At 74.7% G+C, this 23,186-nt stretch carries 22 protein-coding genes; 12 read left to right on the forward strand and 10 right to left on the reverse strand.

Translation table 11 applies throughout. The features are described from left to right. The first annotated feature begins 51 nt into the window (after positions 1 to 51). Positions 52 to 1,818 carry an arginine--tRNA ligase gene (gene argS / locus ACIP5K_RS04325; RefSeq protein ID WP_401404757.1) on the forward strand — a complete coding sequence of 589 codons (1,767 nt, stop codon included), beginning with the start codon at positions 52 to 54 and terminating at the stop codon, positions 1,816 to 1,818. 16 nt (positions 1,819 to 1,834) lie between these two features. On the opposite strand, the gene ACIP5K_RS04330 is transcribed toward argS, so the two are convergent. After that, positions 1,835 to 3,142, reverse strand: a complete 1,308-nt coding sequence (locus tag ACIP5K_RS04330; RefSeq protein ID WP_401404759.1) for a helix-turn-helix domain-containing protein — start codon at positions 3,140 to 3,142, stop codon at positions 1,835 to 1,837. A gap of 173 nt (positions 3,143 to 3,315) precedes the next feature. On the opposite strand from ACIP5K_RS04330, the gene ACIP5K_RS04335 reads away from it, so the two are divergent. Continuing rightward, positions 3,316 to 4,020 (forward strand): DUF4232 domain-containing protein, encoded by a 705-nt coding sequence (locus tag ACIP5K_RS04335; protein ID WP_401404761.1) that lies wholly within the window; start codon positions 3,316 to 3,318, stop codon positions 4,018 to 4,020. An 18-nt stretch (positions 4,021 to 4,038) separates the two neighbouring features. Then, on the forward strand, positions 4,039 to 4,695 hold the full coding sequence (locus tag ACIP5K_RS04340) for a nucleoside/nucleotide kinase family protein (protein ID WP_401404763.1): 657 nt from the start codon (positions 4,039 to 4,041) through the stop codon (positions 4,693 to 4,695). Here the strand turns inward: ACIP5K_RS04340 and ACIP5K_RS04345 are convergent. Next, positions 4,670 to 6,235, reverse strand: coding sequence for a FadD3 family acyl-CoA ligase (locus tag ACIP5K_RS04345; protein WP_401404765.1), 1,566 nt, complete (start codon positions 6,233 to 6,235; stop codon positions 4,670 to 4,672). The genes ACIP5K_RS04340 and ACIP5K_RS04345 overlap by 26 nt on opposite strands. A 118-nt stretch (positions 6,236 to 6,353) precedes the next feature. Between ACIP5K_RS04345 and ACIP5K_RS04350 the strand changes: the two genes are divergently transcribed. The 3 genes from ACIP5K_RS04350 to ACIP5K_RS04360 all read left to right on the forward strand — a co-directional run bounded on the left by ACIP5K_RS04350 (position 6,354) and on the right by ACIP5K_RS04360 (position 8,810). Further along, complete coding sequence (locus ACIP5K_RS04350; RefSeq protein WP_401404767.1) at positions 6,354 to 7,505, forward strand: lipid-transfer protein; 1,152 nt, start codon at positions 6,354 to 6,356, stop codon at positions 7,503 to 7,505. 76 nt (positions 7,506 to 7,581) lie between these two features. After that, positions 7,582 to 8,040 carry a Zn-ribbon domain-containing OB-fold protein gene (locus ACIP5K_RS04355; RefSeq protein WP_401404769.1) on the forward strand — a complete coding sequence of 153 codons (459 nt, stop codon included), beginning with the start codon at positions 7,582 to 7,584 and terminating at the stop codon, positions 8,038 to 8,040. Beyond that, the gene (locus ACIP5K_RS04360; protein WP_401404771.1) at positions 8,037 to 8,810 is read left to right on the forward strand and encodes an enoyl-CoA hydratase/isomerase family protein; all 774 of its coding nucleotides are present in this window, start codon (positions 8,037 to 8,039) and stop codon (positions 8,808 to 8,810) included. Before ACIP5K_RS04355 ends, ACIP5K_RS04360 begins: the two co-directional genes overlap by 4 nt. Before the next feature lie 6 nt (positions 8,811 to 8,816). Here the strand turns inward: ACIP5K_RS04360 and ACIP5K_RS04365 are convergent, their stop codons facing one another. From ACIP5K_RS04365 to ACIP5K_RS04375, 3 genes are all read right to left on the reverse strand, one after another. Further along, positions 8,817 to 9,398: a hypothetical protein gene (locus ACIP5K_RS04365; RefSeq protein ID WP_401405273.1), complete on the reverse strand. Its 582-nt coding sequence runs from the start codon at positions 9,396 to 9,398 to the stop codon at positions 8,817 to 8,819. Positions 9,399 to 9,447: 49 nt separating this feature from the next. Further along, positions 9,448 to 11,808 carry a PQQ-binding-like beta-propeller repeat protein gene (locus ACIP5K_RS04370; RefSeq protein WP_401404773.1) on the reverse strand — a complete coding sequence of 787 codons (2,361 nt, stop codon included), beginning with the start codon at positions 11,806 to 11,808 and terminating at the stop codon, positions 9,448 to 9,450. 140 nt (positions 11,809 to 11,948) lie between these two features. After that, positions 11,949 to 12,734, reverse strand: coding sequence for a VOC family protein (locus ACIP5K_RS04375; protein WP_401404775.1), 786 nt, complete (start codon positions 12,732 to 12,734; stop codon positions 11,949 to 11,951). A 174-nt stretch (positions 12,735 to 12,908) separates the two neighbouring features. On the opposite strand from ACIP5K_RS04375, the gene ACIP5K_RS04380 reads away from it, so the two are divergent. Then, a complete protein-coding gene (locus ACIP5K_RS04380) occupies positions 12,909 to 13,556 on the forward strand; it encodes a TetR family transcriptional regulator (RefSeq protein ID WP_401404777.1) in 648 nt (215 codons plus the stop codon). Positions 13,557 to 13,648: 92 nt separating this feature from the next. On the opposite strand, the gene ACIP5K_RS04385 is transcribed toward ACIP5K_RS04380, so the two are convergent. After that, positions 13,649 to 14,128 (reverse strand): nitroreductase family deazaflavin-dependent oxidoreductase, encoded by a 480-nt coding sequence (locus tag ACIP5K_RS04385; RefSeq protein WP_401404779.1) that lies wholly within the window; start codon positions 14,126 to 14,128, stop codon positions 13,649 to 13,651. Continuing rightward, positions 14,128 to 15,330 carry an acyl-CoA dehydrogenase family protein gene (locus ACIP5K_RS04390; RefSeq protein ID WP_401404781.1) on the reverse strand — a complete coding sequence of 401 codons (1,203 nt, stop codon included), beginning with the start codon at positions 15,328 to 15,330 and terminating at the stop codon, positions 14,128 to 14,130. Before ACIP5K_RS04390 ends, ACIP5K_RS04385 begins: the two co-directional genes overlap by 1 nt. 126 nt (positions 15,331 to 15,456) lie before the next feature. Between ACIP5K_RS04390 and ACIP5K_RS04395 the strand changes: the two genes are divergently transcribed. The 3 genes from ACIP5K_RS04395 to ACIP5K_RS04405 all read left to right on the forward strand — a co-directional run bounded on the left by ACIP5K_RS04395 (position 15,457) and on the right by ACIP5K_RS04405 (position 17,999). Next, a complete protein-coding gene (locus ACIP5K_RS04395; RefSeq protein ID WP_401404783.1) occupies positions 15,457 to 16,623 on the forward strand; it encodes a thiolase C-terminal domain-containing protein in 1,167 nt (388 codons plus the stop codon). A 91-nt stretch (positions 16,624 to 16,714) separates the two neighbouring features. After that, positions 16,715 to 17,293, forward strand: coding sequence for a dihydrofolate reductase family protein (locus ACIP5K_RS04400; RefSeq protein WP_401404785.1), 579 nt, complete (start codon positions 16,715 to 16,717; stop codon positions 17,291 to 17,293). A gap of 49 nt (positions 17,294 to 17,342) precedes the next feature. Then, positions 17,343 to 17,999 carry a pyridoxal 5'-phosphate synthase gene (locus ACIP5K_RS04405; protein WP_401404786.1) on the forward strand — a complete coding sequence of 219 codons (657 nt, stop codon included), beginning with the start codon at positions 17,343 to 17,345 and terminating at the stop codon, positions 17,997 to 17,999. Positions 18,000 to 18,057: 58 nt separating this feature from the next. Here ACIP5K_RS04405 and ACIP5K_RS04410 read toward each other — a convergent pair whose 3' ends face one another. The 3 genes from ACIP5K_RS04410 to ACIP5K_RS04420 are packed head-to-tail and all read right to left on the reverse strand — an operon-like array spanning position 18,058 to position 19,848. Then, a complete protein-coding gene (locus tag ACIP5K_RS04410) occupies positions 18,058 to 18,909 on the reverse strand; it encodes a GNAT family N-acetyltransferase (protein ID WP_401404787.1) in 852 nt (283 codons plus the stop codon). Positions 18,910 to 18,949: 40 nt separating this feature from the next. Continuing rightward, a complete protein-coding gene (locus ACIP5K_RS04415) occupies positions 18,950 to 19,399 on the reverse strand; it encodes a Zn-ribbon domain-containing OB-fold protein (RefSeq protein WP_401404789.1) in 450 nt (149 codons plus the stop codon). Continuing rightward, positions 19,399 to 19,848, reverse strand: a complete 450-nt coding sequence (locus ACIP5K_RS04420; RefSeq protein WP_401404791.1) for a DoxX family protein — start codon at positions 19,846 to 19,848, stop codon at positions 19,399 to 19,401. Before ACIP5K_RS04420 ends, ACIP5K_RS04415 begins: the two co-directional genes overlap by 1 nt. 162 nt (positions 19,849 to 20,010) lie before the next feature. Between ACIP5K_RS04420 and ACIP5K_RS04425 the strand changes: the two genes are divergently transcribed. Together ACIP5K_RS04425 and ACIP5K_RS04430 are read left to right on the forward strand one after the other, a co-directional pair. Continuing rightward, complete coding sequence (locus ACIP5K_RS04425) at positions 20,011 to 21,168, forward strand: flavin-containing monooxygenase (RefSeq protein ID WP_401404793.1); 1,158 nt, start codon at positions 20,011 to 20,013, stop codon at positions 21,166 to 21,168. A gap of 380 nt (positions 21,169 to 21,548) precedes the next feature. Further along, positions 21,549 to 23,117, forward strand: coding sequence for a flavin monoamine oxidase family protein (locus tag ACIP5K_RS04430; protein ID WP_401404795.1), 1,569 nt, complete (start codon positions 21,549 to 21,551; stop codon positions 23,115 to 23,117). Positions 23,118 to 23,186 lie beyond the last annotated feature (69 nt).

Below are 23,186 nucleotides of genomic sequence, written 5' to 3' on the forward strand. Positions count from 1 at the left end.
GGGGGTTCTTCGAACACACCACACCCCTACGAGCGGAACGGCACCCTCTCCATGGCCTCGGTCACGTCCATCACCGCCACCGTCCACCAGCGTCTCGCCGACGCCCTCGCCTCCGCCCTGCCGGACGCGAGCGGCGCGGACCCGCTGCTGCGACGTAGCGACCGGGCCGACTACCAGGCCAACGGGATCCTGGCGCTCGCCAAGAAGGCCGGGGCGAACCCGCGGGAGCTGGCCGGCCAGGTCGTCGAGAAGATCGACGGCGGCGACCTGCTCGCCGGCGTCGAGGTCTCCGGCCCCGGCTTCCTGAACGTGACGGTCACCGACCGGGCGATCACCGGGACGCTCGCGGCGCGCGCCGCCGACGACCGGCTCGGCGTGCCCCTGAAGGACGCGCCGGGCCTCACGGTCATCGACTACGCGCAGCCGAACGTGGCGAAGGAGATGCACGTCGGCCACCTGCGCTCGGCCGTCATCGGCGACGCGCTGCGCGGCATGCTCGACTTCACCGGCGAGCGGACCGTCGGCCGGCACCACATCGGCGACTGGGGCACCCAGTTCGGCATGCTCATCCAGTACCTGATCGAGAACCCGGGCACCCTGGCCCCGGCCGCCGGGGACGCCGCCGACGGCGAGCAGGCCATGTCGAACCTGAACAAGGTGTACAAGGCGTCGCGCGCGGTCTTCGACTCCGACGAGGACTTCAAGGAGCGGGCCCGCAGGCGGGTCGTCGCCCTCCAGTCCGGCGACAAGGAGACGCTCGACCTGTGGCAGCGGTTCGTCGACGAGTCGAAGGTGTACTTCTACTCGGTCTTCGAGAAGCTCGACATGGAGATCCGCGACGACGAGATCGTCGGGGAGAGCGCCTACAACGACATGATGGCCGAGACGGCGCGGCTCCTGGAGGAGTCGGGCGTCGCGGTCCGCTCCGAGGGCGCGCTCGTCGTGTTCTTCGACGACATCAAGGGCAAGGACGACCAGCCGGTCCCGCTGATCGTGCAGAAGAAGGACGGCGGCTTCGGCTACGCGGCCTCCGACCTGTCCGCGATCCGCGACCGCGTGGTCGGCCTGCACGCCACGTCGCTGATCTACGTGGTGGACGTGCGGCAGTCGCTGCACTTCAAGATGGTCTTCGAGACGGCGCGGCGCGCGGGCTGGCTGGGCGACGACGTCACGGCCCACAACATGGGCTACGGCACGGTGCTCGGCGCGGACGGCAAGCCGTTCAAGACGCGTGAGGGCGAGACGGTCCGGCTGGAGGACCTGCTCGACGAGGCCGTCGAGCGGGCCACCGCGGTCGTCCGGGAGAAGGCCGAGAAGGTGGGCCTGACCGAGGACGAGATCGTGGAGAACGGGCGCTACGTCGGGATCGGCGCCGTGAAGTACGCGGACCTGTCGACGTCGCCGAGCCGGGACTACAAGTTCGACCTGGACCAGATGGTGTCGCTGAACGGCGACACGAGCGTGTACCTCCAGTACGCGTATGCGCGGATCAGGTCGATCCTGCGCCGGGCCGACGGCGTCGCCCCGGCCGCGCACCCGGAGCTCGGGCTCGCCCCGGCGGAGCGGGCTCTCGGCCTGCACCTGGACGCGTTCGGCGACACCGTGTTCGAGGCGTCGGCCGAGTACGCGCCGCACAAGCTGGCCGCGTACCTGTTCCAGCTCGCGTCGCTGTTCACGACGTTCTACGACCAGTGCCCGGTGCTCAAGGCCGAGACGCCGGCGCAGGTCGAGAACCGGCTGTTCCTGTGCGACCTGACGGCCCGCACCCTGCACCGGGGCATGGCGCTCCTCGGGATCCGCACCCCCGAGAAGCTCTGACGGACGGCGCCCCGGACTACCGCTGCTCCTCGCGCGCGATCCATTCGCCGCCGCCGAGGGGGTAGTCGTAGCCGGGGCGTCCCGCGTTCGCGCTGGTGCGGAACGGGGTGCCCGCGTCGTCGATCCGGACGGTGCCGCGGCGGCCCCCGCTGGAGTATTCGAGGGTGAGTTCCCAGCGGACGTCGTGCGCCGCGGTGCGGGCGACGACGTAGAAGACCTCGGGGTCGGACTCGCTCACCTTGTAGGGGAAGTCGCGCTTGCCGCCGCGGACGCCGACGGTGGGGCTGCCCGCGTCGAGGTCGACGGCGAAGGACGCGGTGTCGACGCCGCCGCCGCAGCCGACGCCCATCGCGTAGTCGTTCCAGGCGAGCGGCGCCGACCTGGAGACGACGCGTACCCGCAGGGCCTCCAGGACGACGGTCTGCGCGCCGGTGCCCTGGACGGTGAGCGCGACCTCCTGCTCGCCGGAGGAGACGGCGCCGTACGCGGCGGCCCAGCGGGGGGCGTCCTGTTCCCCGGCGGGCGGTCCGACCTGGGCGGGTCCGCTGTCGACGAGGAAGTGCTGGCTGCACGGGCTGTCGTAGACGTAGGGGCGGACGCCGACGCTCAGCGGGGCGGCGGTGCCGCCCGCCGGGGCCCTGGCGTCGCCCTCCGGGACGGCCGACGACCCGGACGACCCGGCCGATCCCGACGCGCTCGCCGACGCCGACGGGTTCTTCCTCGGGGAGGGACTCGCGGAGGGCGACCGGGGGGCGGACGCCGACGGGTCCCGGTGCGCGCCGCTCCGTGCGGCGGCCGGCGCCCCGTCGGCCCGCTGCCGGTCCGCGCCGCCGCCCCCGCCGCCGAGGTGCACGGCGAGCACGACGGCGCCGGTGACGGCGGCGACCGCGACACCGGCGATGACGGCGGTGCGCCTGCTCGCGGCGCCGGGCCGCGCGCCGCTCCCCGCCGCACCGGGCACGGGCGCGGGCTCCGGCTCCGGCTCCGGCTCCGGCTCCGGCTCCGGCTCCGGCTCCGGCGAGGGATCCGGCTCCTGAAGGGGTACGGGCTCGGGCTCCGGGTCGCCTTTTCGGCCCCGCGCCGCGTCCGCGAGGATCCACCGCCGGTGCAGCTCCACCAGCTCCCCGGGGCTCGCCCCGCACCGCCGGGCGAGCCGCTCCACGGGCGCGTAGTCGGTCGGCACCGCCGTGCCGTTGCAGTAGCGGTGCAGTGTCGACGTGCTCATGTGCAGCCGCTTCGCCAGCGTGCCGTAACTCAGTCCCGAACGGTCCTTCAACTCCCGCAGCAGCGGCGCGAACCCGTCCCCAGACACTCGTTCCTCCATGCCCCCGCGTCCCATTCCGGCGTTCCAGGGGCCCTGTGTTCCCCCAGGTCATAGCCCGTTTCAGCGTTCCAGCGTGCCGAACTCCCGGTGGGTGGTGGCACCTGGGACGGATCTCCCCGCAGGCTCTGGGTCATCCAAGCACCACACCGACCCGCATTCCCAAGGGGCACGTCATGTCGAGCATCCGCACCTCCCGCACCGCCCGCACCCGCCTGCTGACCGCCGCCGCGGGCATCGCGATCGCCGCGCTCCCGCTGACCGCCTGCGACGACGGATCGGGCGTGCAGGACGAGGGCGCGTCCGCCGCGTCCGCCGCATCGTCGTCGGCGGCACCGCGGGCGGGATCGGGCGCCGGGTCCGGGACGCGGTCCGCCACCCCGTCCACCACCGCGTCCACGAACGCGACCGGGACCGGGGCGAAGACGCCGGCGCGCTCGGCCGCCGCCGCGAAGCCGGGCGCCTGTTCCGGCACCGGCACCCGGACGGTCGCGGCCCCCCTCACCCGGCCCGTCAACCACCTGCTGCTCACCGTCACCAACACCGGCGGCCGGCCCTGCTTCCTGTACGGCTACCCGGCGGTCCGCTTCGGCGCGGCCCAGTCGGTGCCACCGGCCGTCGAGGAGTCCCGGCCGCAGGCCGTGGTGACGCTGAACCCCGGTGAGTCCGGCTACGCGGCGGTGCTGCTGTCCGCCGCCGACGGCAGCGCCGCCCACGGCCACACGGAGAAGAAGCTGGAGGTCATGTTCCGGCCCCGCTCCCTCAGCGGCTCGCTGCCCGCCACCGCGCACCCGGCGCTGCCCGCCGACGGGGCCTACATCGACGACTCCCTGAAGGTCACCTACTGGCAGCAGGACCTGGACGACGCCGTCCAGTGGTGACCGTGAAAGGCTCGCCCCATGCGTCACGTCGATGAACTGGCCGATCGCGCGCGGGCCCTGCTGACCCCGGGGTCGCGCCGCGTGCTCGGCATCGCCGGCCCGCCCGGTGCGGGCAAGTCCACCCTCGCCGCGGCCGTGGTCGACGCGCTCGGCGGGCAGGCTGCGCTGGTCCTCATGGACGGCTTCCACCTCGCCGACGCCGAGCTGCGCCGACTGGGCCGCGCGGACCGCAAGGGCGCCCCCGACACCTTCGACGCGTACGGGTACGGCGCCCTGCTGGCCCGGCTCCGGGCGCCGCGCCACGGGGAGACGGTCTACGCGCCGTCCTTCGAGCGGGAGCTGGAGCAGCCGCTGGCGGGCGCGCTGCCCGTGCCGCCGGACGTGCCGCTGGTGGTGACCGAGGGAAACTATCTGCTGCTCGACGAGGAGCCCTGGTCGAGCGCGGTCCGGCCGCTGCTGGACGAGGTGTGGTGGGTGGCCGTCGACGACACCGTGCGGGTGGAGCGGCTGGTCGCCCGGCACGTGCGGTTCGGCAGGACGGAGGCCGAGGCCCGCGCGTGGGTGCTGCGCTCGGACGAGGCGAACGCCCGGCGGGCGGCCCCGGGCCGGGACCGCGCGGACGTCGTCGTGGACCTGGACTCCGGCCGGGTCACCCCGTCCGCAGCTCCCGCTTGAGCACCTTGCCGGAGGCGTTGCGGGGCAGGCCGGGGACGAACTGGACGGTCCTCGGCACCTTGTAGTTGGCCATCTCGCGGCGCGCCCACGCGATGAGGTCGTCGCCGGTGAGCACGGAGTCCGGCCGCCGCACCACGTACGCCTTGCCGACCTCGCCGAGCCGGCCGTCGGGGACGCCGACCACGGCCACGTCGGCCACGTCCGGGTGCACGCCGAGCAGCTGCTCGATCTCGGCGGGGTAGGCGTTGAAGCCGCCGACGATGAACATGTCCTTGATGCGGTCGGTGATCCGCAGGTTGCCGCCGTCGTCGAGGACGCCGACGTCGCCGGTGTGCAGCCAGCCGTCCTCGGTGATGACCTCGCGGGTGGCGGCGGGGTCCTCGAAGTACTCCCGCATGACGTTGAAGCCGCGCACCAGGATCTCGCCGGGTTCGCCGGGCGGCGCGGCGACCCGCAGTTCGGTGCCGGGGATCGCGCGGCCCGAGGTCGACGCGATCGTCTCCGGGTCGTCGCCACGGCGGCACATGGTGACGATGCCGCTGGCCTCGGTGAGCCCGTACGCGGTCAGGACGGTGGCGACGCGCAGTTCGCCGCGCAGCCGCTCGACCAGGCGCAGCGGCACCACGGCGGCGCCGGTCACCACCACCCGCAGCGCCGACAGGTCGTGGGTGTCGCGCGCGGGGTGGTCGAGCAGCGACTGGTGCAGGGTGGGCGGGCCGGGCAGGACGGAGATCCGCTCGGCGGCGATGTTGGCGAGCACGGTGTCCACGTCGAAGACGGGCTGCGGGACCATCGTCGCGCCGCGCATCAGGCAGGCGATGACGCCCGCCTTGTAGCCGAAGGTGTGGAAGAAGGGGTTGACGATCAGGTAGCGGTCGCCCTCGCGCAGCCCGGCGAGGTCCGCCCAGATCTCGTAGCCGCGCAGGGTCTGCCCGTGGGTGATGACGGCGCCCTTGGGCCGGCCGGTGGTGCCGGAGGTGAAGACGATGTCGGACGGGGAGGCGGCGTCGACGCGGGCGGCCCGCTCGCGCACCCGGGCCGCGCCGGTCTTCTCGCCCGCGGTGAGGAACTCCTTCCAGGTGCGGTAGCCGGGTGCGTCGGGGGCGCTGTCGGCGAGCACCACCACCTCGTCCAGGTGCGGGAGTTCGGCGCCCGCCTGCTGGGCGCGGCGCAGCGAGGCGACGTAGGAGGTGCCGAGGAAGGTGCCGGTGACGAAGAGCAGCCGGGCGCGGGAGCGGGCCAGGATGTCGGCGGCCTCGGCGCCCTTGAAGCGGGTGTTGAGGGGGACGAGGACGGCGCCCGCGCCGACCGCGCCGAGCGCGGCGACGATCCAGTCCAGGGTGTTGGGGGCCCAGAGCGCGACCCGGTCGCCGGGTTCGACGCCGGAGGCGATGCAGGCCGCCGCGGCCCGCTCCACGCGGGCGCCGAGTTCGGCGTAGCTGATCCGGGTGCGTCCGTCGACCACGGCCTCCCGGTCCGCGTACCGCGTGACCGCGTCGGCGACCAGTCCCGGGATGGTGTCCCACGTCCGTGCGTTCATCGCCGACCTCCCACAACGCCGTACCCGACCCGTAGCTGACTATCCGTCAGATTAGCTGTAGCCTGACGCGCTGTCAGCCCAGAGATCCAGGTGCACAGGGTGCACAGGCGGGGGTGCCATGGTGAGCAGCATCAAGGACGCGACGGCCATCGCCGGCATAGGCCAGACGGCGTTCGCCCGACAACTCCCCGAATCCGAGAAGACCTTGGCGTGCCGGGCGATCCTGGCCGCCCTGGACGACGCCGGTCTCGCCGCGTCCGAGGTGGACGCGTTCGCCTCGTACACGATGGAGGAGACCGACGAGGTCGAGGTCGCCAAGGCGATCGGCGCCGGTGACGTCACCTTCTTCGCCAAGGCCGGTTACGGCGGCGGCGGTTCGTGCGCGACGATCGCCCATCTCGCCGCCGCCGTCGCCACCGGGCAGGCGAGCGTGGGCGTCGCCTGGCGCTCGCGCAAGCGCGGCTCCGGGCCCCGCCCCTGGAAGAACACCGCCGTCCAGCTGCCCACGCCCGCCCAGTGGACCCGCCCCTTCGGGCTGCTGCGGCCCGCCGACGAGATCGGCATGCTGGCCCGGCGCTACATGCACGAGTACGGGGCCACCCGCGACCACCTCTTCAACGTCGCCCTCGCCTGCCGCAACCGGGCCAACCAGAACCCGGCCGCCATGATGTACGAGCGCCCGCTGACCCGGGACATGTACATGAACGCCCGCTGGATCAGCGAGCCGCTCTGCCTCTTCGACAACTGCCTGGAGACCGACGGCGCGCTGGCCTGCGTCGTCGTCTCCGCCGAGCGCGCCCGCGACCTGCGCCACCGGCCGGTCTACATCCACGCGGCCGCGCAGGGCCTGCCCGCCCAGCACCACGGCATGGTCAACTACTGGAACGACGACCCGCTCACGGGCCCCGCCTGGACGGCCGCGCGCCACCTGTGGAAGAACTCCGACCTCACCCCCCACGACGTGGACGTCGCCCAGATCTACGACGCGTTCACCCCGCTCATCCCGCTGTCCCTGGAGGGGTACGGCTTCTGCGGGCGCGGCGAGGGCGGCGCCTTCACCGAGGGCGGCGCCCTGGAGATCGGCGGCCGGCTCCCGCTCAACACCGGCGGCGGCGGCCTCTCGGAGGCGTACGTCCACGGCTTCAACCTGATCACCGAGGGCGTGAAGCAACTGCGGGGCACCAGCACGGCGCAGGTCCCGGACGCGAGCACCTGCCTGGTCACCGCGGGCGAGGGCGTCCCCACGTCGGCGGTGCTGCTGCGCACCTGACCGGGCGCCCCCGCGAGGGACGCGGGGGCACCGCGCGACCGGCCACGAAGAATCGGCACTCGGAAAGGGACCGCACATGGCAGACCCGACGACCGACCACCACCTCCTCGCCCCCGTACCCGACGACGACGGCGCCCCCTTCTGGGAGTACGCGGCCCGCGGCGAACTCCGCGTGCAGACCTGCGCCGACCCCGCGTGCGCGCGGCCCCGCTTCCCGCCCCGCCCCTGCTGCCCCCACTGCCGGTCCTTCGACTCCGAGTGGCGCAGGACCAGCGGCAGGGGCCGCATCTGGTCGTACGTGATCCCGCACCCGCCACTGCTTCCCGCCTACGCCGCGCTCGCCCCCTACAACGCGATCGTCGTCGAACTCGCCGAGGCCCCCCGCATCCGCCTGGTCGGCAACCTGGTGGCCGCGGCCGACGCCCCGCTGAACTCGGTGCCCCGGGAGCGGCTGCGGATCGGCGCGAAGGTCCAGGCCGTGTTCACGGAGGTCGACGGCGTGCACCTCCCCCGCTGGGTCCTGGAGCGGCCATGACGGTGGACGTCCGCCGCCACGCGGCGACCGGGGTGGCGGTCGTCACCCTGGACCGCCCGCACCGGCACAACGCCCTCGACGGCCCGACGATCACCGCCCTGGTCGCCGCCTGGCGGGAGTTCCGGCACGACGACGGCGTGCGGGCCGTGGTGCTGACCGGCGCGGGCGACCGCGCCTTCTGCACCGGCATCGACCGCGGCCTGGACGTCCCGCAGCCCCCGTCCCCGTACTCCATGGACGATCCGCTGCTCGCCGTCGGCCCGAAGGCCAACGACCTGTGGAAGCCGGTGATCGCCGCCGTGAACGGGATGGCCTGCGGCGGCGCCTTCTACCTGCTGGGCGAGGCGGACTTCGCCGTCGCCGACGAACACGCGACGTTCTTCGACCCGCACACCACGTACGGCATGGTCAGCGCCTACGAGTCGGTGTACCTGGCGCAGCGCATGCCGCCGGGCGAGGTGGCGCGGCTGGCGCTGATGGGGGCGGCGGAGCGGGTGTCGGCGCGGCGGGCCCAGGAGAGCGGGCTGGTCAGCGAAGTCACCGCGCCCGGCGGCGCGCTGGCGGCGGCGGTGCGCTGCGCGGAGACCATCGCCGCGCACCCCACGGAGGCGGTGCAGGGCACGGTGCGGGCGGTGTGGTCGGCCACGGAGGCGGCCCGCAGCCGGGCCTTCGCGCAGGCCCCGCACCTGATCGCACTCGGCAACCTGCCGCCCGAACGCCAGGCGGAACTGTTCGCCTCCCGCCCGGCGAAGGACTTCAGGGTCCGCTAGACCCCGTCAGAGCAGAGCCTCGGGGTCGGCCTCGCAGTGGTCGACCCGGTCGAGGACCTCGGCCCGGGTGTCGACCGGCACCTTGGCGACGGCCTTGCCGCGCGCCGGGACCCGCACCCTCGCCGTCTTCTCCTGGATGCGCCGGTCCGCGTCGTCGAAGTAGGTGGTGGACACCGTGTAGGTGACCGCGCGGCCGTTGGGGTTGGTGACCTCGACCGTGGACCAGGGGCGGGTCGCGTCCGCGCAGCCCAGGAGGCGCGCGGTGCCCTCCTGGAGGGCCGTGCCGCCGGCCGTGGCCGACGGTGTGGAGCGGTTGCGGTGCCGCACCGTGGGCACGGCGACCGGGTCGTCATCGTCGTCGGGGGTCGACCCGCCGTAGGTGGACCCGTCGTAGGTGGAGCTGTCATAGGTGGAGCCGCCCGACGTGCTGTGCGACGAGCTGTCGTGGTCCTGCGACGAGCTGCTGCACCCGCCCCCGCCGCCGCCGCTGCTGTGGTGGCGGCCGTGTCCCCTGGAGAAGCCCGTCAGCGCGAGCACCACCAGTGCCGCGACAGCCGTCAGCTTCCATCCCCTGCGTCCCCGTGTCATCACGCCGGGCACCCTACCCGGCACGGTGCGCGGGGACGCCCCCGAGGGGCTAACGGCTGGTGCCGGTGCCCTTCTCCGCGTCGAGCGCGTACACGCAGCGGTCCTTGCTGCACGCGTAGACGACCCCGTCGGTGACGACGGGCGTGCCGGTGATCTCGCCGCCGGTCGCCAGCTTCCAGCGCAGCCGCCCGTCGTCCGCCTTCAGCGTGTAGAGGAGGTGGTCGGTCGAGCCGAAGTGGATGCGGCCGTCGGCGACGACCGGGGAGCCGACGATCTCGCCGCCGGACTGGAACCGCCACTTCGGCGTCCCGGTCACCGCGTCCAGCGTGTAGAGGCCCTGCCCGCTGCCCACGTGCACATGGCCGCGCGCGACGAGGACCGGGTCGACCGCCGAGGGCCGGGCCTCCGTCGCGATGCGCCAGCGGTCGCGGCCGTCGGCGGCGTCGAGCGCGTACACCGTGCCGTGGTGGTCGACGAGGTACACGCCGCCGCCGGTGACCGCGGGGCCGGGGACGAACGCGGGCGGGCTCAGGAAGACGGCCGGTGCCTCGAAGTGCCAGCGGACCTGGCCGGAGGAGACCTCGATGGCGAGGACCCGGGTGCCCGCGGCGACGTACACGTACCCGTCGTCGGCGGGGGTCAGCCGGACCGGCACCCCGCCGCACGAGGCGGCGTCGCCGACCGGGTACGACCAGCGCTCCTCGCCGCTCCTGGCCTCCAGGGCGCGCAGCCGCGCGTCCTGCCACACGTAGACCGTGCCCTCGTGCACGACGGGGCCCGCCTCGGGCGTCTCGAAGTCGGTCTGGCAGCCGGTCAGCTCCCACAGCGGGTCGCCGCTGACGGCCTCGCGGGCCTGGGCGCCGCCGCCGCGGGTGCCGGTGACGACGGTGCCGTGCCCGGCCTGCACGGAGTAGACCCAGGCGTCCGTCTGGAGCCGCCACAGGTCGGAGCCCTCGCGGGCGTCGAGCGCCCACAGCGTCGGGCCGTCGGAGGCGTGGATGATGCCGTCGGCGACCGTCAGCGACCAGGCGACGTCGCGGGTCTTGAAGCGGCGTCTGCCGGTGGCCACGTCGAGGGCGTGCACCTCGAAGGAGGTGACGTACACGAGGTCGCCGGCGACCTTGGGGGTGCCCCACACGTCGTTCGACATCCGGAACCGCCACGGGCGCCAGCCCGCCGGGCCCTCGGCGGGCGCGGGCGCGGGGACCACCGGGTCGGGCGCTCCGTTCACGGACGGCTTCGCGCGGGACCAGGAGGCGGCGAGTCCGGACTCGGCGGGCGGCGCCTGCACGGCGGCGGCGCGCGCGTCGGCGACCCGGGGGCCGGGCCCGATCGGCACCTGCGCCCCCGCCAGGTGGACCGGGCCGTCGGCGGCGCGGCCCGCGCCGACGGGCGCGGCGGCCGGCGAGGCGACGGACGGGCCGCGCCAGCCGTCGGTGGCGACGGGGGGCGGCTGCGGCGGCATCGCGGGCACCGGCGCCGGGGCGCGGGACGCCTGGGGCCGGACCACGGTGCGGCTGCCGCGGCGCGACTCGATCAGCGCGACGGACCGCTCGGGCAGCCAGGCGGACGCGGTGCCGCTGTCGTCGCTGCCGGAGCCGAAGAGGTGCGGGGCGAGCTGGGCCTGGAGGTCGGCCGGGGACGGGCGCAGGCCCGCCTCCATCTGCATGCAGGACTCGATCAGCGGACGCAGCTCGTCGGGCAGCCCGTCCACGTCGGGGCCCTCGCGCAGCAGCATGAAGACGGTCTCCACCGGGTTCGCCCCGTGGAACGGCGCGTGGCCGGTCGCCGCGAAGACCAGGGTGGAGCCGAGCGAGAAGACGTCGCTGGCGCCGGTGACGCTGCGGGAGTCCTTCGCCTGCTCGGGCGACATGTAGGCGGGGGTGCCCACCGCCACGTTCGTCATGGTCAGGCGGGTGTTGGAGACGCCGGACGCGATGCCGAAGTCGATCACGCGGGGGCCGTCCTCGACGACGAGGACGTTCGACGGCTTGAGGTCGCGGTGGACCAGGCCCGCGCCGTGGATGGACTGCAACGCCTCGGCGATGCCGGCCGCGAGCCAGCGCACCGCCTGGGCCGGCAGCGGCCCGCACTCATTCACTATTTCCTCGAGCGAGGGCGCGGGGACGTACGCGGTGGCCAGCCACGGCACGGCCGCGCGCGGGTCGGCGTCGACGACGGCGGCCGTGTAGAAGCCGGACACCGCCCGGGCCGCCTCGACCTCGCGCGTGAAACGGACCCGGAACAGCTGGTCCTCGGCGAGCTCCGTGCGCACCGTCTTGATCGCCACGCGCCGGCCCGAGGCCGAGCGGGCCAGATAGACCAGCCCCATGCCGCCCGCGCCGAGCCGTCCCAGGACCTCGAACGGACCGATCCGCCTCGGATCGTGCTGCGTCAGCTGATCCACCACTCGCCTGCCACCTCCCCGTACGGGGCCACCGCACTCGCGGCCCCCGACAGCGTCTCACCGCCGAAGCGCTACGGCGGCACGCACCCCGATTCTTCCTGTCCGGAGCCCCGGTTGCGAACCCGGGGGCATATCGGGGTGTCTCACACCTCCCGTACGGCGAACAGGGCGCCCTGGTCGTCGGCGAGCACCGCCACCCGGCCGTACCCGGTCGGGTGCGCCGCCACCTTGACCGCGCCGCCGAGCCGGAGGGCGTCGGCGGTGGTCGCCTCCAGCTCGGCGGTGCCGAAGTGCACCAGGAAACGGCCGGTCAGGGGCGCGTCGAGGGAGGGGCGGCGGCCCGCGACGGCGGTGGCCCGGGAGGGGACGGCGCCGACCGGCGCCCACAGGCGCAGCCCGTCGTCGGCCGCGTCCGCGCCGGTCCCGGCGTCCCCGGAGGCGTACGCGAAGACGGTCTCGTAGAAGGCGTCGGCCCGGGCGGGGTCCCGGGTGAGCAGCTCCGTCCAGCAGAACGTGCCCGGCTCCCCCGTCGCCTCGAAGCCGAGGTCGCTGCCCGCCTGCCACAGGCCGAGGACGACACCGTCACGGTCGGTGACCAGCGCCATGGTGGCGGCGGTGCCCACGGAGAGCGGTCCGGTGACGACCCGGCCGCCGGAGCGGGTGACCCGGGCGGCGGTGACGTAGGCGTCCCGGACGGCGACGTGCACGGTCCAGGCCGGGCCGGCGTCGCCGAAGAGGGGGGCGAGGGCGGCGACGGCGCGGTCCGCGCTGTAGGCCGCCGTGTAGTAGCCCCGCTCGGCGCCCGCGCCCTCGTCGAAGGTCCAGCCGAAGAGGTCCCCGTAGAACCGCTTGCCCGTCTCGACGTCCGGCAGCTGGACGTCGGCCCAGCACGGGGCGCCTTCCGGGAACGCGCTGCGTACGGGTGCCATGGCGGCACGCTAGCCACCCGGGCCGGACCCAAACCGTTCACATTCGAACGAATGGCCAATTCCGGTCGCTCCCGGACCCCGGTCCCGCCCGGCGTCCGGTCCCGTTTCACGGGCCCCAACCCCATTTGCAGTCGGCCAGATCGCGCTCCGATCACCCCTCGGTAAGCTGACGGCATGACAGGACAAGTACGTACCGTCGACGGTCGTGTGGCCGGACGGCGTGGTCAGGCGACACGTCAGAAGCTGCTCGACTGCCTCGGGGAGATGCTCAGCTCCTCGCCCTACCGGGACGTCAAAGTCATTGATGTCGCGCGAAAGGCGGGCACTTCGCCCGCGACCTTCTACCAGTACTTCCCGGACGTCGAGGGCGCCGTCCTGGAGATCGCCGAGCAAATGGCGGCCGAGGGGGCGGAGTTGACCGGCCTGGTCGCCGACCGCTCCTGGGTCGGCAAGGCCGGCTGGGCGACCGCGCAGGAACTCGTGGACGGCTTCCTGGAGTTCTGGCGCAAGAATGACGCGATCCTGCGCGTCGTCGACCTCGGTGCGGCCGAGGGCGACAAGCGGTTCTACAAGCTCCGTATGAAGATCCTGAACTCGGTGAACAACTCCCTTGCCGACGCCGTCAAGGACCTCCAGGACAAGGGCAAGGTCGACAAGGACGTGAGCCCGGCGGCGGTCGCCGGGTCACTGGTCGCGATGCTCGCGGCGGTCGCCTCGCACCAGCGCGGTTTCCAGACGTGGGGCGTCAAGCAGGCCGAACTGAAGCCGAATCTGGCGCTGTTGGTCCACCTGGGCGTGACCGGAAAGAAGCCGACGAAGTAACGGCACCTCCTTCCCCTGGTCCTGTCGGACGGCGGCGGTTCGCGTGTTCAGCGTGAGCCGCCGCCGTTGCCGTTTCCGCGTCCCGTCCCCCGTCAGGGGCGGCGCTCCAGCCGGAACAGCCTGATCTCCCGGTCGATCCGGGCCTGGTACGCCGCGTACGGCGGCCAGAAGGCCAGGGCCGCCGCCCAAGCCGCGTCCCGTTCGGCCGACTTGAGCAGCCGGGCGGTGACCGGGATGTCCGTGCCGCGCCAGTTGATCACGGCCTCGGGGCGGGCCAGCAGGTTCGCCGTCCACGCCGGGTGCCCGGGGCGCCCGAAGTTCGATCCGACCAGCAGCCAGGTGCCGGTGGCCTCCTCCGGCATGCAGGCGAGCGGGGTACGCCGTTCGAGGCCGCTCCTGGCGCCCCGCGCGGTGAGGATGACCCCGGGCAGCATCTGCGCGCTGAGCAGCACCTTTCCCCGGGTGAGCCGGTGCACGGCGCGGTCCATCGCCGGGATGACGTGCGGTGCGAGCCGGGCGAAGGCCCGGGTCGACGACACCTTCTGCACGAGCCGGACCCCGGGCGGCGCCATCAGGCGCCCACCGCCGCGGCCGGGCCGAACAGGGCGGCGGTCTGCGCGGCGCGGGCCCGCAGCAGGTGCACCGGCCCGAAGAGCAGCTCGTCGCCCGCGGCCCGCTTCAGGTAGAGGTGGGCGTCGTGCTCCCAGGTGAAGCCGATGCCGCCGTGCAGCTGGACGGCCTCGGCGGCGGCGGTGCGCAGCGCCTCCAGCGCCTGGGCGAGGGCGAGCCCGCCGGCCCGCTCGCCGCCGGGGTCGCCCGCGGCCCAGGCGGCGTAGTACGCGGCCGAGCGCGCCGCCTGCACGCTCACGTACACGTCGGCCAGGCGGTGCTTGACCGCCTGGAACGAGCCGATGGGGCGCCCGAACTGCTCGCGCTCCTTGACGTACCCGACGGTCCGCTCCAGGGCCCGGTCGGCGGCGCCGACGGCGTCGGCGGCGAGCAGGGTGGCGGCGGTGTCGCCGGTCGCGGCGAGCGCGCCGGGCACGTCGCCGTCCTCGTCCCCCAGCAACTCGGCCGGGGTGTCGCGCAGTTCGACGCGGGCCTGGGGCCGGGTCTCGTCGAGGGAGGTCCGCCGGGTGCGCACGAGACCGGCGGCGTCCGCCCGTACGAGGAAGATCCGGGTGCGCGAGCGGGCGAAGCCGCCGGTGTGGGCGGCGACCAGGAGCAGGCCCGCGCTGTGCCCGTCGAGGACCTGCTCGGCCTGGCCGTACAGGTGCCAGCCGGGGGCGCCGTCCGGGGCCCGGCGGGCCTGGACGCCGCCCGCGCGCCCGCCGCCCGCCCAGTCGCCGGTGTTCTCCGCGATCAGGCCGAGGGCGGTGGCCGGGCCGGTGCCGGGGACGGCGAGGGCTCCGGTGAGCCGGCCGGCCGCGAGGGGCGGCAGCAGCGCGTCCCGCTGGGCGTCCGTGCCGAGTGCGGCGATCAGCGGGGCGGCGAGGCCGCAGGTGGCGAAGAGCGGGCTGGGCGCCAGGGCGCGCCCCAGCTCCTCCTGGGCGAGGGCGAGTTCGGTGACGGTGGCACCGGCGCCGCCGTACCGCTCGGGCAGCGCGAGGCCGGGCAGTCCCAGCTCGGCGCCGAGCGCGCCCCACAGGGCGAGGTCGTGGCCCGCCGGGGTGCGGGTGGCGGCCTTGACGTCGTCCGGGGTGCAGCGTTTCGTGGTGAGTTCGCGCAGGGTACGGCGGATCTCCCGCTGTTCCTCGGTGAACGTGGCGTCCATGCGGGGCCCCTTTCTGACGGGGCGTCATATTACGGCCGGGGGCCGCGCATGCCCAGAGTCCCGCCCGCCCGGGAGTCCGCGGCCTCCCCCTGCCCGCACCCCCGTATCTGATGTACCGTCAGATTCATGATGGGCTCCCACCGCAAGGCCGCCGTCACCGGCGTCGCCCTGTCCGACTGCGGCCGCGTCGACGAAGCCACTCCCTACGCCCTGCACGCCCAGGCCGCCCGCCGCGCCCTGGCCGACGCGGGGCTCACCCCGGACGTGATCGACGGGGTCGCCAGCGCCGGGCTCGGCACCCTCGCCCCCGTGGAGGTCGCCGAGTACCTGGGCCTCACCCCGCGCTGGGTGGACTCCACCTCGGTCGGCGGCTCCACCTGGGAGGTGATGGCGGCGCACGCGGCGGACGCCATCGCCGCCGGGCACGCCCGGGCCGTCCTGCTGGTCTACGGCTCGACGGCCCGCGCCGACATCAGGGCGAAGCGGCGCACCGCGAACCTGTCCTTCGGCGCGCGCGGCCCGCTCCAGTTCGAGGTGCCGTACGGGCACACGCTCGTCGCCAAGTACGCGATGGCGGCCCGCCGCCACATGCACCGGTACGGGACCACCCTCGACCAGCTCGCCCAGGTCGCGGTGCAGGCCCGGCAGAACGCGGCGGCCAACCCCGACGCCCTGTTCCGCGACCCGATCACGGTCGACGACGTGCTCGACGGGCCGATGATCGCCGACCCGTTCACCAAGCTGCACTGCTGCATCCGCTCCGACGGCGGCGCGGCGGTCCTGATGGTCGCCCCGGACCTGGTGCCGGACTGCGCCAAGGCCCCGGTGTGGGTGCTCGGCTCGGGCGAGCACGTCTCGCACACCACCATGTCGCAGTGGGAGGACTTCACGGTCTCCCCGGCGGCGGTGAGCGGCCGGCTCGCCTTCGAGCGGGCCGGGGTGTCGCCGTCCGACATCGACGTCGCCCAGATCTACGACGCCTTCACCTACATGACGCTGGTGACGCTGGAGGACCTCGGCTTCTGCGCCAAGGGCGAGGGCGGGGCGTTCGTCGAGAAGGGCCGGCTGCTGCGCGACGGCGAACTGCCGACGAACACCGACGGCGGCGGCCTGTCCGCCCAGCATCCCGGCATGCGCGGACTGTTCCTGCTGGTGGAGGCGGTGCGGCAGCTGCGCGGCGAGGCGGGCGGCCACCAGGTGCGCCGGGCGGACGGCTCCCCGCCCGCGCTCGCCGTGGCGTCCGGCACGGGCGGCTGGTTCTGCTCGTCGGGGACGGTGGTCCTCGGCCGATGAGTTTCTTTGTCGGCCACGGTCATCATGGGCGTACGGACCACCTCCGCGACGCCCCCGGCGGCCGCGGCCCGAAGAACCCAGGAGACCTCCCATGCGTACGCTCATCAGCACCGCCTTCGTCTCGCTCGACGGCGTCATGGAGGCCCCCGGCGGCGAGAGCGGGTACCGCAACGCCGGGTGGACGTTCAAGGACGTCGAGTTCCTCCCCGAGGCCTTCGAGCTGAAGGGGCAGGAGCAGAAGGACGCGGCGGCGATGCTGCTCGGCCGGGCCAGCTACGAGGCGTTCAGCCCGGTGTGGCCGGGCATGGCGGAGTTCGGCGAGTACAAGGAGCTGCCGAAGTACGTCGTCTCGACGACCCTCGCCGAGGACGCGCTGGTCTCCGACTGGGGCCCGACCACGATCCTGCGGTCGCTGGACGACGTCGCCGCGCTCAAGGAGACCGAGGGCGGCCCGGTCATCGTGCACGGCAGCATCGCCCTGAACCACGCGCTGTCCGACGCGGGCCTGATCGACCGCTACCACCTGCTGGTCTTCCCGCTGCTCCTCGGCGCGGGCAAGCGCCTGTTCAGCTCCGCCGACCTGGACGCCCGGAAGCTGGAGCTGGTGGACCACGCGGTGTACGCGAACGGGGTGCAGAAGCAGGTCTTCGACGTGGTCCGGGGCGCCTAGCCGGGCGGGTGGGCCCGGCGCCGGGGCGGCCCGCGGGGACAATCGGCCCATGACCTCCGATCTCCAGGCCCTTCTGCGGTCCCTGCGCGTGTGGGACACCGAGCTGCCCTCCTTCGACCCCGGCAGCGCGCCGGACGATCCGCTGCCGCTGTTCGTGGAGTGGTTCGCGGCGGCCGTGGCGGCCGGGCAGCGCGAGCCGCACACCCCGTCGCTGGCCACCACCGACGCCGAGGGCCGGGCCGACGTCCGCACCGTGATGCTGCACGGCGCCGACGCGGCCGGGTGGACCTTCGCCTCGCACTCCGGCAGCGCCAAGGGCCGGCAGCTCGCCGCGCGGCCGTACGCGGCGCTGGGCTTCTACTGGCCGGTGCAGGGGCGGCAGGTGCGGGTGCGCGGGCCGGTGCGCACGGCGCCGGCCGAGGTCGCGGCCGCCGATCTGCACGCCCGCTCGACGGGGGCGCTCGCCGCGGCGCTGACCGGGCACCAGAGCGAGGTCCTGCCGTCCCTCACGGAGTTGGAGCGGGCGTCCCGGGAGGCGTGGGAGCGGGCCCGGCGGGAGCCGGATGCGGTGGTCGGTTCCTGGACGACGTACGTCCTGCGGGCGGACGAGTTGGAGTTCTTCCAGGGCGACGCCCAGCGCCGCCACGTCCGCCTCCAGTACCGCCGGACCGGCCCCGCCTGGCACCGCCGGCTCCTCTGGCCCTGACGCCGGGTCCGTCGCCGAGCGCGGGCGCGCCGCCCGCGGGCGCCGGGAACCGCGCGGGTCAGCCGGTGAAGGTCCAGGTGGTGAAGTCGTGGCGGGGGCGGTAACCGAGGCGCCGGTACAGGGCGTTGCTCGTGGCGTTGGACAGGTCCGTGAAGAGGACCACCTCATCGGCCCCCTCCTCGACGGCCCGTCGGCTGACCTCGGCCGTCACGGCCGCGGCGAATCCCCGTCCCCGCCACTCCCCGGGTGTGTACACGGGCCCCACCCGCACCAGCCCCGCCGTGCGCCGCTGCACCCCCGCGAGCGAGACCGGGGTGCCGTCGGGGGTCTCCCAGAGGGTGAGCCCGCCGTAGGAGAGCCGCCCTTCGACGACGCGCTCGACGTGCCCGGCGTCGGCCTCCTCCCCGATGTCGGCGTGGAACCCCAGCACCCAGCGGACCAGCAGCTCCCGATCGGCGGCGCCCGCCACCCGCGCCCGCCCGCCGGGACCCGGCCGCGGCGGGGTGAGGGTGCCGAGCCGGTGGAGGCGCTGCGCGAGCTGCCGCTCCACCACGGCCCCGGGCCGCCGCCGCGCCCAGGCCCGCGCCACGGCCGCCGCCCCCTCGGCGGTGCCGCCGACCCCCGCGGGGAAGGACCCGTCCAGCGCGGCGACCAGGGCCCCGGCGGCGGCCTCGTCCAGCGGGCTCACGTACAGGGTGTGCGGCGGCGTCCACAGGAAGGTGCCCGCCACCCGCCCGGCCGCGTCCCGCCACACCCCGAACCGCGCCCGCGTCCCGGCGAACCGCGGCTCGCCGAGCAGCAGCCCGGCGGTGACGCTCAGCTGGACGGTGTGCAGGGCGCGGTCGGCGCACAGATAGGGCCCGGCGGCGCGGTCGAACTCCGCCGGATCCGTGAGGAGTTCCCAGGTCATCCGTCCATGATGGGGAGGCCGGCGGCGCCCCGCACCCGCATTAACCGCCCGCCCGCGGCCGGAACACCGGCACCGTCGCCCCGTCCCCGGGTCCGTCGGCGTCGCCGTCGACCCGGAAGCAGACCTCCAGGTCCATCCCCACCCGCAGCGCGTCGTGCGCGCACTCCACCACCTCGGTCATCATCCGCGGCCCCTCGGCGAGGTCGACGACGGCGGCGACGTACGGGGTCCGCTCCCCGAAGGGCGGCAGGTCGTTGCGGTGCACGACGGACCAGGTGTAGAGGGTGGCCCGGCCCGACGCGGGCCGCCAGCCGACGTCCTCGCTCCAGCAGTACGGGCAGAACTCGCGCGGGTAGTGGTGCCCGCGCCCGCACCCGGCGCAGTGCCGCAGCAGCAGCGTGCCCGCGGCGGCGGCCGTCCAGTAGGGGCGGGTGAAGGCGTCGACGTCGGGCAGGTCGAAGCGCGGGCCCGGCCCGGCCGCGGCCCCCATCAGAACAGTCCGATCGCGTGGTCGAGGGACCAGGTCTGCCAGGACATCGCGAACAGGGCGACCACCGAGATCAGCGCCATCATCGCGTTCTGCCCCTGCTCGGCCCAGTCGTGGATCATGAGCGTGAGGTACAGGAGGTTGAGCAGCAGTCCGCCGACGAGGGCGACGGGGGTCAGCAGGCCGAGCACCAGCCCCAGTCCCAGGGCGAGTTCGGCGTACACGACCACGTACGCCATGGTCCTCGGCCGCGGCTTCACCACGGCGTCGAAGCCGCGGCGGACGGCGCTCCAGCGGTGCTTGCCCGCGACGTCGGCGGCCCACGCGATCCCGGTGCCGCGCTCGAACCAGCCCTTCTTGTCCTTGTGCCGCCAGCTCTCCAGCCACCACAGGCCGAGCCCGATCCGCAGCACGGCGAGCCACTCGGCACCACCGAGGCCTATCGCATCCATGAAGTCCGGCCCCTCCTCGCGTATCTGACGGTACGTCAGTTCACCGCATCCGGCGCCCCACCCGCAAGGGCGCGGCGGCCCCCGGCCGCTCGTGATCAATCCGCAACCGGTTTCCTCTTTGACCGGGCCCCATCAAACGGAACCCGGATTACGCTCCCGCTCATGACCGACGCCCACCCCACGCCGGCCCGCAGCCACGAGCGCCCGCCGGTGTACGTCATCGGCGGCGGCCCCGGCGGCCTGGCCGCGGCCGCGAGCCTGAAGGCACACGGCGTGCGCGCCGTCGTGCTGGAGAAGTCGGACCGGGTGGGGGCCTCCTGGCGCGCCCACTACGACCGGCTCCACCTGCACACCACGCGGCGCCTGTCCGCGCTGCCCGGCCTGCCCATCCCGCGCCGCTTCGGCCGCTGGGTCGCCCGCGACGACGTCGTGCGGTACCTGGAGAAGTACGCCGAGTTCCACGACCTGGAGGTGGTGACCGGCGTCGAGGTGACGCGCGTGGAGCGCGCCGCCGACGGCGCCGGCTGGCAGCTGCGGGCCACCGGCGGCCGCGAGCTGACGGCGCCCGCCGTCGTCGTCGCCACCGGCTACAACCACACCCCGAAGCTGCCCGACTGGCCCGGCCGGTCCACGTACTCCGGCCGGCTCCTGCACGCCAGCGGGTACCGGGCCCCGGCCCCCTACGCCGGCCAGGACGTCCTCGTCGTCGGCGTCGGCAACACCGGCGCGGAGATCGCCGTCGACCTGGCCGAGGGCGGCGCCGCCCGGGTCCGGCTCGCCGTGCGCACCGCCCCGCACATCGTGCGCCGCTCCACGCTGGGCTGGCCCGCCCAGCTCACCGGCATCCTCTGCCGCCGCCTGCCGGTGGCCCTGGTGGACCGGCTGGCCGTGCCGCTCGGCAGGCTGAGCGTGCCCGATCTCTCCGCGCAGGGCCTGCCGCGCCCGGACACCGGCCTGTACGCGCGGGTGCGCGAGGGGTCGATCCCGGTGCAGGACGTCGGGCTCATCGACGCCGTCCGGCGCGGGGCGGTCGAACCGGTCGCCGCGGTCGCGTCGTTCGACGGCGACGCGGTGGTCCTCGCCGACGGCACCCGGCTCACCCCCGACGCGGTGATCGCGGCGACCGGCTACCGCCAGGGTCTCGAAGGCCTGGTCGGCCACCTCGACGGCGTGCTGGAGCCGGCCACGGGCCGCCCCCGGACCCCGCACCCGCTGCCCGGCCTGTACTTCCAGGGCTACACGAACCCGATCTCCGGCATGTTCCGCGAAATGGCCCGCGACGCCGACCGCATCGGCCGGGCGGTCGCCAAACACCCCTGACCGCCCCCACACCACAGGAGCCCCCCTGGAAAGGCCGCGCGCAGGGCTGCGCGAGAGGAGACCACCGGCCACCGCACGGGGGGAGGCCGCGCGCAGCGCACGCCTCGGGGGCGCGGGGAACTGCGCGAGAAGCGGCCACCGGCCCGCAGCCGAAGCCCCCACCGGCCACCGCACGAGGAAGGCGGCGCGCAGCGCACGCCTCGGGGGCGCGGGGAACTGCGCGAGAAGCCCCACCAACCCGCAGGCAACGAACCAACCGCCCCCAGGAAGGGAAGGCGGCGCGCAGCGCACGCCTCAGGGGCGCAGGGAACTGCGCGAGAAGCGGCCACCGGCCCGCAGCCGAAGGACTGTCCACCACGAGCGAGACGGAGTACCACGCAATGCCCCGCGTAAGACACCAGCTCACCGCACCCCAGGACACCGCACCCCAGCCCCCCGCACCCCAGGGGAGCGTGACCCGCCGCGCCCTCCTCGGCGGCGCCACGGCCACCACCCTCCTGGCCACCGCCACGGCGACGACCGCCACGGCCCGCGCGGCCGACACCCAGGACGCGACCAAGGACGCGACCACGGACGTGGACGTGGTGATCGTCGGCGCCGGCCTCGCGGGCCTCACCGCCGCCCGCGACCTGACGGCGGCCGGCCGACAGGTCCTGGTCCTGGAGGCGCGCGACCGCGTCGGCGGCCGGGTCGTCAATCTGCGGCTGCCGAACGGCGGCACCACCGAGGGCGGCGGCGAGTTCATCGGCCCCACCCAGGACCGGATCCGGGCGCTCGCCACGGACCTCGGCGTCGAGACGTTCCCGACGTACAACACGGGCAAGAACGTCCTGTACAAGGACGGCAGGCGCACCCCGTACGCCACCGACGGCCTCCTCGGCTCCGTCCCGCCCATCGACGCGGCGGGCCTCGCCAACGCCGCCGCCGTGCAGGCCCTGCTCGACGACATGGCGAAGAAGGTCCCGGTCGAGGCGCCCTGGACCGCGCCGAAGGCCGAGGAGTGGGACCGCCAGACCTTCGAGACCTGGCTGCGCGCCAACGCGGTGATCCCGTCGGCCCGCTTCCTCCTCGAAGTGGCCTGCACCTCGGTCTTCTCGGCGCAGCCGCGCGAACTCTCCCTGCTCTACGTCCTGTTCTACATCGCCAGCGCGGGCAACGAGTCGACGCCCGGCACCCTGGAACGCCTCACGGAGACGGCGGGCGGCGCGCAGGCCACCCGTTTCGTGGGCGGCTCGCAGCAGGTGCCGCTGAAGCTGGCGGCGCGCCTGGGCGACGGCGTCCGGCTCTCCGCCCCCGTCCGCCGGATCGCCCGCTCCGCGAACGGCCGGTACACGGTGACGGCCGACGGCGTCACGGTCACCGCGAGCCGCGTGGTGGTCGCCGTGCCGCCGCCGCTCGCGGCCCGCATCGACTTCGACCCGCTGCTGCCCGCCGCCCGCGACCAGCTCGCCCAGCGGCTGCCCATGGGCTCGATCGGCAAGGCGATCGCGGTGTACGACACCCCGTTCTGGCGGGCGGACGGACTGAACGGGCAGGTCGTCAGCGACGCCGGCACCGTGCGCTCCTCCTTCGACAACTCGCCGCCCGACGGCTCCTACGGCGCGCTGATGGGCTTCATCGAGGCGGACCGGATGCGGGCGAACGACGCCGCGTCCGAGGCCGACGTGCGGGCGGCGGTCCTGAAGGACTACGTGACGTACTTCGGCGAGAAGGCCGCCCACCCCACCGCCTTCGTCCTCCAGCGCTGGGACAACGAGGGCTTCTCGCGCGGCGGCCCGGTCGCGTACGCGCCGCCCGGCGTGCTCACCCAGTACGGCGCGGCGCTGCGCACGCCCGTGGACGGCATCCACTGGGCGGGCACGGAGACGTCGGCGTACTGGTGCGGGTACATGGACGGCGCGGTGCGCTCCGGCGAGCGGGTGGCCAGGGAGGTGACGGCCGCGCTGTAGGCGCCGCCGGGCCGGAGGTGGCGGGCGCGCCGCAGGCGGCGCCGCGAACCGGTCAGGATTCGAGAAGCG

The organism is Streptomyces sp. NPDC088785, assembly GCF_044750685.1.
GTDB lineage: Bacteria > Actinomycetota > Actinomycetes > Streptomycetales > Streptomycetaceae > Streptomyces.